Consider the following 13,096-nt stretch of genomic DNA (forward strand, 5'->3'; position numbering starts at 1 on the left):
TGTGAGGCATCTCAAGGGATTTACACTGATTGAATTGATCACCGTGATGGTGCTATTGGCCATCTTGGTGGTCACAGTGGCCCCTCGCTTGCTGGGCAAGGGAGGGTTTAGCGAAGCCGTGTATCAAGGCAAGTTGATCAGTGCGTTGCGGGCTGTGCAGTTGCGTGCCATGCAGCACACCAACAGTGCGCTGTGTTTTCAACTGACCGTGCGGACTGGCAACGCCTCGGCGTTTGGTCCGCCCATCAGTGACTTTTCCGATACCAGTGCAGCCAATGTTGCAGACAGCTGTTCTGTGCAGATCAGTGCGGCGCAAACGGTCGAATCCCTCAGCACCAGTAATGCCCAATTAACCGCCGATGGTATTCGGTTGATCGGCGATGTTCCTTACGTGCGCTTCTCACCCATGGGTTGCCCCATCGTCGCTGGCAATGCCTGTGGCAGTGAGGTCGTGATTACAGTGCGTGGGGAACGGGATGTGAATGTCTGTATTGAAGCACAAGGCTACATCCATGCGTGCTGAGTCACGAGGGTTTACCTTGATTGAATTGGTGATTGGCATCATTGTTTTTGCCATCGCCCTGACCACGATTATCAGTTTCCTCGCTCCTCAGGCCAGGCGCAGTGCTGATCCCATAATGCAAGTGCGCGCGACGGAGCTGGCCCAATCATTGTTTGATGAAATCACCGCCAAGGCGTATGACGAAAACAGCTATGCCAACGGCTCCCAGGTTCGCTGCAACGAAGACATTAACCAGGACGGTGAGTTACTTGTTGCCGACGGTGAAATTGCCTGCAGCGCTGTACTCGGTGCGGAAGAAGGGACGCGGGACGCGTTTGATGATGTGGACGATTATCACAATTTTGTCTTGGACTACAATCTGCCCGGCAGCTTTACCAATGCACTGGGGGAATCGATTGTATTGGATGGTCGTCAACTGTATGCAGGCTTTCGTGCGGAAATAACCGTTTCCTATGCCGGACAGTTTTATGCCGAACTTCCTGCGCCCGAGCGGTTTCAGGACAGCAAACGGGTGGATGTGCTGATCACCCTGCCTAACGGTGACGAACTGACCTTTAGTCAATACCGGAGCAATTTCTGATGACCATCAGAGCGGGTTCAGGGGGATTTACGCTTATCGAGTTGGTGACAGTGATTGTGATCCTTGCTGTGGTTGGCTTAGGTATGGTCAATTTCACCCGTTTGGGTACTCGTGTGTTTGTTGATGTCACTCAGCGCGATCAATTATTGTCCGACAGCCGTTTTCTGGTCGAGCGGCTGAACCGGGAAATTCGTACTGCATTGCCCAATAGCCTGCGGGTGACCGGCAATAGTAACGGGCACTGTCTGGAGTTTATGCCGATACGCTGGAGCACCTATTACTTTACCTTGCCGGTGGCTCCGGACACAGGCACAGAAGCTGAGGTGGCGTATGTGACCGCACTGGACACTCTGGTGCCGCCACCTTATACCTTGCAGGTTGGGGATCAGGCAATTGTGTACCCCTTGGTTGCCAGTGATGTGTATGAGACCTCGGACAAATCCGTGGCGATTGATAGTGTTTCGGCACCGGTCGGTGGCAAAGTCACCCTAACCTTTGCAGACACTGCCTCGTTTCCTCAGGGGTCTCCCAGTCAGCGACTGTTTGTGATCAATCAGCCGGTCAGCTACTGCGCCTTGGCCGATGGCAGCGTGCGACGTTTCAGTGGCTATGGGGTGAATGCCGTGCAGCCACAACTTCAGGCGGTTGACGGTGGTGTGCTGATGGCTGAAAATCTGGTCAATCAATTGTCTGCAGCGGCGGGCAGCAGTAGCGATGACCCGTTCAGGGTGGTGCCGGCAACCCTGACCCGCAGCGCCCTGGCGCTGGTGCGGCTGCGTTTCGGGCGAGACGCAGAGGTGATTACCTTTAACAATGAGGTACACTTACCCAATGCGCCATAGTAGCCGACCTATGCAAAGTGCTCGTACTCAACATGGAAGCATGTTGGTGATGGCTATTTTTGTGATAACGGTACTCGCCTTTCTTGGTCTTGCCGCGCTGCAACTACTCACTACCTCCAGTACCAATACCGTGTACGAAGTTTACGGCCTGAAGGCCCGTCAGGCGGCCCAGTCAGTGCTGGAAGCCAGTATGGTCAACGCCTTTCCACTGGATGGCAGCGTCGCCAGTTGTCAGGAAATCAACGAGGTGTTTGATGCCTCCTCCGGCCTGCAAGGCTGTCAGGCCGTGTCCCGATGTGCCCTGCAAACCTATGACAACGAAGTGTTTCTGCGTTTCGTCAGTACCGGCTCATGTCAGGTTGGCGAGATCTACACCCAGCGTCGCTTGATGGTTGATACGGTGGTGGCGCAATGAGAACGGTGTTGGCGGTGCTCATGGTAATGCTGTCGGGGTGGCAAAGCGCCTTGGCGCAGAGTTGTCAGGTGAATTTTCCTGATGGGTTGTCCACCACCGGCACCGGCGCGATCCATTTTGGCTACAACGCCCGTCTGATTGGCAGTCCCGACAACATACTGGACACCAACAACATTACCCAAAACGCTGGCTCGACACGCTATACCTGTACCACGGCTGATTGTTCCGCGGCTGTTACCGGTGGCCTGAACAGCTTTTCACCGGGTCCGTTCCAGACCCATGCCAGTGCGGTTGATGCGTACATCGGCAACAACCGGGCTGCACAATTTGGTTCCTATGACTATTCTGCCTATCGCAATGTGGCAACCGGGCAAAAAACCGCGCTGTATTTCAGTGCCAATCATACAACTTACTATTTCAATTCCCTGTACATCGGCTATCAGAGCATTGTGTACCTGCGCGCCGGACAGACCTACTGGTTCAATGATTTGAGCATGAGCTCCGAAGTGGTGTTCAACGTGGTCGGTACCGGCACCGCGACGGTGTTTGTTAACAACAGTACTTTGACCTTGCCCTTTGCGACCCGGATCAATAGCAGCAATTACTTTGCCGACGGTGATGCCAGTAAACTGGTGCTATACACCTATGGCAACCTGACCATGAACAACCTGGCTACCGTATCAGGCTTGGTTTATAGCCAGGGGGCGGCCAATCTGGTGTCTGCCAGTTACCTGTCCGGCGCGCTGACTGCAGGTAGCGCGACGCTGAACAGTGAGTCAATTGTCAAATATCAACCTGCTGCTGTCAGCGGCGCCAATTATGGCGCCTTGTGTATTGCCCAGACGAGTCTGGTCGCCCGTTACGATTTTGAAGAAGCAGACTGGTTGGGGGCCGGTTCGGTATTGGATTCTTCCGGTAACGACAACCATGGCTCTCCGGTGGGTGGGGTTTCACCGGTGCAGTACAGTGGCGGTACTTGTTCGGTCTTGTCGGTGCCCTCGAACACCACAACGACCCAGGATGCGGTGGACTCACAGGTGGATATCAACGATGTGGGTAACACCGGCAGTATTTCGTTCTGGTACCGCAGCCAGTTGGCTTGGTCGAATAGCACAGCCCGCCAGTTATTTGATGCCTCCAATCAGGTCCCAGACCTGGATAAGCATTTTTACCTCAGTCTGGCCGGTGGTGTGCTGGAGTTTGGCATCGAAGATGACCTCGACCGTGGCGTGTTTGCCCGGTTGACCGGTCTGAGTTTTGCAGCCCAGGAATGGGTATTGATCACGGCGGTGTGGGATTTGCCCAACCGGCGCATTCAGTTGTATGCCAACCGGCCCGGCACCAATCGCACCACCACGGTCAGTGACAGTAACCTGACCAACGTGCTGGGCGATATGAGCACCTTGTATTGGGGAGATAATCGCAGCGGCTACTTTGTGCAACGCAGCACCGACAATTCCGCCAATGGCGAGTTCGATGAAGCCAGGATTTACAATTATGTGCGCAGCAGCAGCGAGATCCAGGCCGATGCCAGTAATCCGCCGTCGTGCACTGATCCTCTGCCTGCACCGGTTGCGCACTGGCCGATGGATGTTTGCAGTGTGGATGGCAGTGTTGGCGAAATTGAAGACGTGATAGGTAGTGCAGACGGTCAGACGGTCGATGGTGCAACCATTTCATCCAGTGGCCGTTATTGTCAGTCAGGTGAATTTGACGGTACCGGTCAGCATATTCTGATCCCTCACAATGCCGTATTTGCGTTGCCACAAGGCAGTATTTCACTGTGGTTAAAAACGCCGGACCTTACACACAACAATGACTACTCTACGGGTGGCCAGGGGATTTTTTCCAAAGATTCTACCGGCACCGATTTTGGCGGCTATCACCTCGGCTTCTGGTTGGACGGCAACGGCGCGGCAGTGGTGCGCCACCAGGATGATGCGGATAACAGTTACATCATTTATTCCAACAACGGCGTGCTGCAATCCGAACAGTGGCATCACTGGGTATACACCTTCGGACCTGCCGGCATGCAACTTTACATTGATGGAAACCTGGTCGGCAGTGTCAGCGGGTTTACCGGTGGCCTGGTGAGCAATCCTGAACCGGTGGTGCTCGGTTCCAACGGCTGGCAAACCGGCAATGGCGAAGCGTCACCGGCAGACTTACGGGATCATTTCCTCGGTCAATTGGATGACGTGCGTCTGTATGATCAGCAACTCACGGTCGATCAGGTACAAAGCCTTCGCGCTCTCAGTCCCTACGATTGTCTGGTGTGTCAGCAGACCGACGAATTGATTGCCCATTGGCCACTGGATCTGTGCAGTGTCGATGGCAGCAGTGACGAGGTCACCGATATTGTCAGCGCCTATCACGGCCAGACGGTCGGTGGCGCCAGCTTGAATCAGGATGGCAAGTATTGCCAATCCGGCGTATTGGACGGGGATACCGGTCATTTGTTGATGCCTTACCAGGGCGCTTATGAAACCCCGAACGGGGCGATTTCACTGTGGTTTAATAGCGCCGATGTGACCTTTAACAGCCATACCGGACAAGGGGGGCAGGCATTATTCTCACGTGACGCTGATACCTTTGGCGGTGGTGGTCACCTGACCATCTGGGTGCAGAATAACGGCGCCATCCGGGTTCGCCATCAGAGTGACAACACCAGCAATGACATCAGTGTCAGTAATCTGGTGCAAAGCAATCGCTGGTATCACCTGGTGTACAGTTGGGGTGTGCGCGGGATGGAGCTGTACCTCGACGGGGAGCTGGTCGGCAGCAAAGCCAGTTTCCGTGGCGGACTGGAAGGCAACCAGGAAGACATCGTGTTCGGTGCCAATGCCTGGACTACCCAGAATAACAACAAAAACACCCCGGATTTACGCGATTTCTTTTACGGTGAACTGGATGACATTCGCTTTTTTGCCAGTCAGATAAGCGCCGATAAAGTGACCGCACTGTATCAGCAACCATCCTACTCCTGCATCAATTGTGACACCGACGTGCTGGCGTTGTACGGCTTTGAACAAGACAGCTGGTCGGGCACCCGGCCCATACTGGATACCAGCGGCAATACCCGGGATGGCTCGAATCTGGGTGATGTCAGTCCGTTATTTCCATCCCAACAGGTGGCGTGCCAGGTGATGGACGTGCCGGCAAACAGCGATACCACGGTGGATGCGATGGATACCCATATTGATATCAATGATCAGGGTGGTCGTGGCACCTTGTCGTTTTGGTATCGCAGTGCATTGGACTGGAGTGATAGCACCGCGCGACAATTGCTCGACGCATCTTCTGATGTCACCAGCAAATATTTTTATCTCACCCTGGCGGGCGGCGAGCTGGAGTTTGCCCTCGAAGACAGCGATGATGCCGATGCCCAACTGAATGCCGGCGGATTGACCTATGCTGCGGGGGAGTGGGTGCACATCGCGATTGCCTGGGACCTGACCACCGACAGCATGTGGCTGTTCGTCAACGGTGCACTGCTGGCACAGAATACCAGCCTCGGACTGAACGGCACGCTCGGTGATGTGGATACAGTGTACATTGGCGATAGCCGCAGCAGTTATGTGCGCAGTCTGGGCACTCATCATTCGGCCGAGGGGGAATTTGATGAGGTGCGGTTCTATGCCTTCGCGCAGGACGCCACCCAGGTGACCGAGGACATGGATGCGGCAGAGCCCTGTGCGCTGGTGGATCATTTTGAAATCCTTCACGACGGGATCGGTCTGACCTGCGAGGCCGAGTCGTTCACGGTGCGGGCGTGTGCGGATGCCGATTGCGATACGTTATTCGAAAGCAGTGTCAATGTTACCCTGGCGCCGTTTAACCAGGTGTTGTCATTCTCCTCCGGTCAGGCAACGGTGTTGGTGAATCACGATGTAGCGGAAACCCTGGAGCTGGGATTGAGCAGCACGTCTCCGGCGGCGTTCACCGTACCAGGATACCAGTGCCACAAAGGGGCCGTACAAAGCTGTCGTTTTGAGTTTACCGATGCCGCCTTTGAATGGTTCTCGCAGACGCCAGGCCAGCCGCTTGGCGATCAGGTGGCAGAAACGCCGTTTGATGGGGTGTCCTTGCGCGCGGTGAAAGATGAACAAGGTGTGTGTACTGCGCTGGTTGAGGGCAGCCACACGGTCACCCTGACCCAACAGTGCAGCGATCCTGATGTTTGCCAGACACCGCTGACCGTTAACGGGGTTGCCTTGGCCGACGCCAACCCGGTGTCGCTGACGTTTGACAGCAACGGCTATGCCGACGTGACCGGCCTGGCCTATGCCGATGCGGGTGAGATCAGTCTGGCTGCCAGCACTGACATCGCGACAGATACCGGCAATGTCACGATTGAGTCTGGTGTCAGTCGTTTTGTGGTTTACCCGGCATCGCTGGATATCAGCCAGACCGTTGCTGCCAATGGTAGCGTCGCAGGTGAGCCTTTCACCCTAGTCATCCAGGCCAAAGGCAGTGACGGTAGCGTGCTGCCGAATTATCGGCCCGGTCAGTTGCAGCTTAAATTGCAGCAGGACATCGGCGGCTTGCTGCCGGGCAAACTGAATATCGGCACATTGGTCACCAGCTCTGCATCACCTGCGTGGCAGGATGTCGCTCTAGCCTTTAGTGATGGTGAATACCGTAATGGCAGTGCGACGTACAACGAAGCCGACACGCTGCAGCTTTCGGTTCAGGATGCCGATTATCATGGCCATCTGATTGGCGGGGCGCCTGCAAGTCAGACATTGGGGCGCTTCGTACCGGCGTATTTCAGTGCCGCCTGGCGAGCCTCCAATGCGGACCGTCACCCGTCACTGGTTCCTTACTGTGATGTCAGCAACAGCTTCAGTTATTACGGTCAGTCCATCGGTTTGTCGGCCACGCCGAAGCTGGTGATGCTGGCCAAAAATGCCGCGGGTGAGCAGATGGGCAACTATCGCGACAGCCGGAATGACTGGGATTGGGCCAAAAATGCCAGCGCCGCTCAGATACTGTGGCAGGATGACACGCCGAAACTGACTGAACAGGGCGAAGTGGATCCCGCCGGTTGGCAGGTTGGGTTTGCCAGCACCCCGTCATTTAGTTTCACTGAACCCACCGGACGCTTCGGCACGTTGGTGATCACCATGGATGACGCCAGGATCAGTTATGCGCAACCGGTGCAACCGTTACCGCCTCACGACGGCGAAGTGACCCTCACCTGGTCCAAAGAAATGTTGACTGATGATCGCTTCGACCCGGCCAATCCGATTTGCTACCACGGACAAGGGGGGGACTACACCACCGATGCGTGTCAGGGCTTCTCACCGGCCAGTGCGTTCACCGGCACAGAGCTGCGCAGTGGGCGGCTGGTGTTGGACAATGCCTACGGACCCGAAACCCGCGACTTGCTGGTGCCGCTGCGCATAGAGCACCGTATTGATCAGTCCTGGCAGCTCAACACCGATGAACAATGCAGCGCGCTGGCCTGGACAGCCGCTCAGTACCGAATGAGTGAACCGCCGGGTACGTCCGACTACCGGGACGTCAGTGCCTGGACCAGTGTTGATTTGGCCCGTACAGATTTGCGCCTTTACAATGGCCAGAGCGTGGCGCAGCAGGGTATTCACGTCAATCATCCGGTGGTAGCAGGGGTACCCCAACAGGGGCAGGCATTGTTGAGCATTAACCCCTATGCGGATGGCAGCGAAACCTGGGATGATTACCTTAATTTTGACTGGAACGGTGATGGTATGATCTGTAATCACAGCACCCAGCCGGGCTGTAGCAGCGAAACCATTGACCGACCGTCTGCTCTGCTATCCTTTGGGCAGTACCGTGGCAATGATCGGGTCATACATTGGCGGGAAACGTTCTGAGTCGGTTTGCGCGCTGCCTGACCATGCACTTGGCCGGACAGGACAGGTTTTTGCCCATTCCCGGGACAGAACGCTTGCGCTTTTTGTGTCAACTCAATAGCATAGAAGATTAGTGTGAAAATAAGCACATGGTTTTTTTCAGGCTCTGGCAATATGCTTGTCACCCATACGATAACAACAAAACGCTGTATGCCGTTTGGCAAAAAGTTTGGAACCGAATAATGAATCGATTAGCACACTTGGCTCTGGCCGTCGCTGTTTCACTGAGTGCCCCGGCTGCATTGGCAGCCGATTTGTCGGTGCCCGAAATCGAGCAGCAAATCGCGCAGAAACAATCGGAGTATGCAAACTACAACGACAACCTGGCTGCAGAGACTGCCGCTGCGGGTACGTTGGAGTCGGAACTCGAAGAACTGCGCGAAAACGCTTCACTGGCTGAAGTGGACCGCCAGACTGCGCTGATTGAGATGAATCTTCAATACGAAAAAATGGTGGAAGATCCGTCGCTGGATATCACCCTGGTGCAGAAGAATTATCAGAATGCGGTGCGTGAACACAAACTGATCAAAGATGCCATCACTGATAAATACAATGCATGGCAGGCCAAGTTACGCGAAGTGGAACAACTGCAGGTGTCCAAACACAGCTTGCTGAATACCCTGGAAGGGTTAAAGGAATTGTTGAATACGGCCAGGGTTGACCGTCTGTACCGCGAATTTAATCAGAAAGAATCGGTCTCTGTTGCGCACAACATTGCCTGTGACCGAGACGAAACCCTGAACAAATGTATGGAGCGTGGCAAGAACCTCGCCAAGCAAAAAGCCTCCAAGCGTTTCCTCGATGCCATTTATGAAAGCCTCAGTGAATCCGTAGAAGCAGAACGTCGTCGAGCCTCTTCCGATGGTTATGTGCAGGTACTGCGCAGTGAAGTGGTCGACAGCAACTTCTCCGGTATGGGCAATTTTAACGTACAGTTGAACGTGCAACTGCAGGGTAACCTCAAGCGTAACGAAGGTTGTCACTTGCTGGGTCTGGACGAGCGTTATTGTGTGCTGGACTCGGATAGCGCGGTGGCGGATACCGATCCTGTGGCCGTGCCTGCTGCTGTGTCTACCGACGAGTCGGTGATGCATGAGTTAATCGTACGCTCCAATGTGTTCGATGATGAAGTGTTCATCGACGGTGTCAGCTACGGTTCTACCCGTCTGCAAATCATGCTGCCTGCCGGTGAGCATGACGTTGAAGTGGTTAAACGGGGCTATGAGCCTTACCGCCAGTCTGTGATGTTAAAAGAAAACCAGACCCTGCGAGTGGAACTGGAGCGTGCCAAATATACCTTTGCCAAAGGTGAACGCATTCAGGATATCCTCGCCGGTGACCTGCCTGGACCAAACCTGGTGGTCATTCCTGCGGGCAATTTCCGCATGGGTGATATCAGCGGTGTCGGCCTTGATAATGAGCGACCGGTGACGACCCAGGAATTGAGCTACTCCTATGGCGTATCAGAAAACGAAATCACCGTTGGTCAGTTCCAGGCGTTTGTGGAAGCTACCAGTTATGTCACAGAAGCCGAACAGGACAAGGGTTGTGCCTATTACGACAATGGCAAGGCCGTGTTCGAGGCGCAGCGCAACTGGCGTGCTCCTGGCTATATGCAAAGCGAAAATCACCCGGTGGTGTGCATCAGTGTTAACGATGCTCAGGCCTATGCAGACTGGTTGTCTGAAGCCAGTGGCCATACCTACCGTTTGCCGTCTGAAGTAGAGTGGGAATACGCTGCCCGTGCCGGCAAAGAGACCGATTACTGGTGGGGTGAGGGCGTCGGTACTGACAATGCCAACTGCGGTTGGTGTGGTAGCGACTGGTCAAACGTCAGCGCAGCACCGGTTGCATCATTCGAGCGCAACGGCTTTGGGTTGTACGACACTGTCGGTAATGTGTGGGAATGGACCAACAGCAATCGCGTTCAAAGCGGTAGCGTCGTGCGTGGTGGCGCATGGAACTTTGCGCCACGGTTAGCGCGGGTTTCCACCCGCATGGAACTGGATGCCAGCTTCCGTTCGAACTATATCGGTTTCCGCGTGGTCAGAGAACAGTAAGCCCCGCGCTGCCAATGTAAATATCAGCCCGGCACTTGTGCCGGGTTTTTTGTGCCAGCGATCGGCCCGGCATAGGGATAAAATGCCAACAATTTTAAGGTTTTTGCGCGATCTGCTCACGAAGTCGACAAAAATGATACTTTTAAGTGGCTTTTTATACCATCAAAGCCCCTGTTCACTTGCCGATCAGCAGGGGCATTGGTAAAGTTAGCGGATACCCATTTTATCTATCACAGGACGCGGTCACGCCATGTTTAAAAAGCTTCGAGGCATGTTCTCCAACGATTTGTCAATCGACCTCGGAACAGCAAATACACTCATCTATGTCAAAGATCAGGGCATAGTTCTGAATGAACCTTCCGTTGTGGCGATCCGACAAGAACGTGCCGGTGGGCCAAAAAGTGTTGCTGCTGTAGGTCATGAAGCCAAGCAGATGCTGGGTCGTACACCCGGCAACATCAAAGCCATTCGTCCCATGAAAGACGGCGTTATCGCGGACTTCTATGTGACTGAAAAGATGCTTCAGCACTTTATCAAACAAGTGCATGACAATAATTTCCTGCGTCCCAGCCCGCGGGTGTTAGTGTGTGTTCCGTGTGGCTCAACACAGGTAGAGCGCCGAGCCATCCGTGAATCTGCGCTGGGTGCCGGTGCCCGCGAAGTGTACCTGATTGATGAGCCAATGGCGGCCGCCATCGGGTCTGGATTGCCCGTATCTGAAGCCACCGGCTCGATGGTGGTGGATATCGGTGGAGGTACTACCGAAGTAGCGATCATTTCATTGAACGGTGTGGTGTATTCTTCGTCAGTGCGCATTGGTGGTGATAAATTTGATGAAGCCATCATCAACTACATCCGACGTAATTTTGGTTCACTGATTGGTGAAGCAACCGCAGAGCGCATCAAGCATGAAATTGGCGCCGCGTACCCGGGTGAGGAAGTGAAAGAAATCGAAGTGCGGGGCCGCAATCTGGCTGAAGGTGTACCTCGTGGCTTCAACCTTAACAGCAATGAAATTCTGGAAGCGTTGCAGGAACCACTGACCGGTATTGTGTCAGCGGTGATGGTTGCGCTGGAACAATCCCCCCCTGAATTGGCATCAGATATCTCGGAGCGAGGTATGGTGCTGACCGGTGGTGGTGCGCTGCTGAAAGATCTGGATCGGTTATTGATGGAAGAAACCGGTATTCCGGTTGTGATTGCCGATGACCCGCTGACCTGTGTTGCTCGGGGTGGCGGTAAAGCCTTTGAAATGATTGATTTACACGGAGGCGACTTGTTCAGCTACGAATAAGTACTGAACACGCATCACCGCCCATGGGTGGCGGTGATGTGACGATACACAGTTGGGGGAGTACAGGGTTATCGCTATGGCAGTTGACGTTTTTACGCCGAACACGCTGATGCAACCGCGAAGCCCTGTTGAAGTGGCGGGTGATGCACAATGAACACCATGTTTACACGGGGGCCGTCGCTACCTCATCGCACCGTATTGGCCCTGTGCCTTTCCATTCTGCTGATCCTGGTTGACCATCGTCTGGATGGTTTTGCCGCCGTTAAGGTTTACCTCAATTCATTGGTCAGTCCTATCCAGTACCTGGCCAGTCTGCCCGGTCAAATGCTCAGTGCCAGTGCCAATCGCCTGGTTTCTCACCAACAACTGGTGGCTGAAAATGCGCGGCTTACCCTGCAAGCGGCGCGCATGCAGGAGAAGTTGCAGCGATTCGAGCTGCTGAAATCGGAAAATGATCGTCTGCGCACCTTGCTGGGATCGCCAGTGCGACCAGATGCCCAGATCATGGTGGCCGAACTGATGGCGGTCGATAATAACCCCTTCAGTCACCAGATTGTGATTGATAAAGGCGCCATTCATGGCGTCTATGAAAGCCAGTCTGTGCTTGATGACAAAGGCATCGTTGGACAGATCATGGAAGTCGGCACCACCACCAGTCGTGTCTTGTTGATTGCCGACATCACCCATGCCATCCCGTTACGGATCGCACGCAACAATGTACGCCTGGTAGCCAGTGGTTCCGGGCAACTGGATGAACTGTTTGTGGAACATGTACCGCACAGTGCCGATATCCAGGTTGGCGACGAGCTGGTGTCCTCGGGATTAGGCAATGTGTTTCCGGAAGGTTATCCGGCGGCAAAAATCACCTCCATTGTGCGCGACGAGTCGCGACCCTTTGCCCAGGTACGTGCACGGCCAATGGCGCAACTGGACCGGTTAAAGTACTTGTTGCTGCTGTGGCCCAGTGATGCGCCGGTACAACCTGTTTTTGATGGTCAGGGTGAATCATGAAGTTGCGTCACTACACCATCTTTTTGTCCATCATCGTCGCTTTGGTGTTGCAGGTGACACCGATGCCGCCGTTGGCCGATCAATTACGCCCGGATTGGGTGTTGTTGGTGCTGGGTTACTGGACCCTGGCGTTGCCCAACCGGGTTAACGTGGGGGTGGCGTTTCTGGTCGGCCTGGTGCTCGACATATTGCTCGGCACCGCCATCGGCATCCACAGTTTCGCGATGTGTGTGTGTATTTTTGTGCTGGCAGCCAACTATCAGCGTCTACGCAACTATTCGGTCTGGCAGCAAGCGGTTGTGATCGGCATTCTGGCCGCTTTGTATCATTTGCTGGTGTTCTGGCTGCAGCATTTGCTGACCGATGTAAACTTCCTGTTTACGTATTTGTGGCCAGTGTTTACCTCCATGTTGATCTGGCCGTGGCTGTTCTTGTTGCTACGCAAAGTGCGTCGCCAATTCCGCATTTCTTAAC

The 13,096-nt window shown here is 54.4% G+C and carries 9 protein-coding genes; all 9 read left to right on the forward strand.

The features are described 5' to 3' along the window. The first annotated feature begins 1 nt into the window (after nucleotide 1). The 9 genes from LJ739_RS15385 to mreD all read left to right on the forward strand — a co-directional run bounded on the left by LJ739_RS15385 (nucleotide 2) and on the right by mreD (nucleotide 13,095). Entirely contained in the window at nucleotides 2-523 is a 522-nt protein-coding gene (locus LJ739_RS15385; protein WP_229161947.1) for a pilus assembly FimT family protein, read from the forward strand. Further along, a complete protein-coding gene (locus tag LJ739_RS15390; RefSeq protein ID WP_229161948.1) occupies nucleotides 483-1,103 on the forward strand; it encodes a type IV pilus modification PilV family protein in 621 nt (206 codons plus the stop codon). The genes LJ739_RS15385 and LJ739_RS15390 overlap by 41 nt, the downstream gene beginning before the upstream one ends. Further along, entirely contained in the window at nucleotides 1,103-1,945 is an 843-nt protein-coding gene (locus tag LJ739_RS15395; RefSeq protein WP_229161950.1) for a PulJ/GspJ family protein, read from the forward strand. Before LJ739_RS15390 ends, LJ739_RS15395 begins: the two co-directional genes overlap by 1 nt. Before the next feature lie 10 nt (nucleotides 1,946-1,955). Further along, on the forward strand, nucleotides 1,956-2,360 hold the full coding sequence (locus tag LJ739_RS15400; protein WP_229161952.1) for a hypothetical protein: 405 nt from the start codon (nucleotides 1,956-1,958) through the stop codon (nucleotides 2,358-2,360). After that, nucleotides 2,357-8,218 (forward strand): LamG domain-containing protein, encoded by a 5,862-nt coding sequence (locus LJ739_RS15405; RefSeq protein WP_229161954.1) that lies wholly within the window; start codon nucleotides 2,357-2,359, stop codon nucleotides 8,216-8,218. Before LJ739_RS15400 ends, LJ739_RS15405 begins: the two co-directional genes overlap by 4 nt. A gap of 221 nt (nucleotides 8,219-8,439) precedes the next feature. After that, nucleotides 8,440-10,317, forward strand: coding sequence for an SUMF1/EgtB/PvdO family nonheme iron enzyme (locus tag LJ739_RS15410; RefSeq protein WP_229161956.1), 1,878 nt, complete (start codon nucleotides 8,440-8,442; stop codon nucleotides 10,315-10,317). Nucleotides 10,318-10,567: 250 nt separating this feature from the next. Continuing rightward, nucleotides 10,568-11,611: a rod shape-determining protein gene (locus LJ739_RS15415; protein ID WP_229161958.1), complete on the forward strand. Its 1,044-nt coding sequence runs from the start codon at nucleotides 10,568-10,570 to the stop codon at nucleotides 11,609-11,611. A gap of 150 nt (nucleotides 11,612-11,761) precedes the next feature. Next, nucleotides 11,762-12,622, forward strand: coding sequence for a rod shape-determining protein MreC (gene mreC / locus LJ739_RS15420; RefSeq protein ID WP_229161960.1), 861 nt, complete (start codon nucleotides 11,762-11,764; stop codon nucleotides 12,620-12,622). Further along, on the forward strand, nucleotides 12,619-13,095 hold the full coding sequence (gene mreD, locus LJ739_RS15425; RefSeq protein ID WP_229161963.1) for a rod shape-determining protein MreD: 477 nt from the start codon (nucleotides 12,619-12,621) through the stop codon (nucleotides 13,093-13,095). Before mreC ends, mreD begins: the two co-directional genes overlap by 4 nt. Nucleotide 13,096 lies beyond the last annotated feature (1 nt).

The organism is Fluctibacter halophilus (genome assembly GCF_020687825.1).
GTDB lineage: Bacteria > Pseudomonadota > Gammaproteobacteria > Enterobacterales > Alteromonadaceae > Fluctibacter > Fluctibacter halophilus.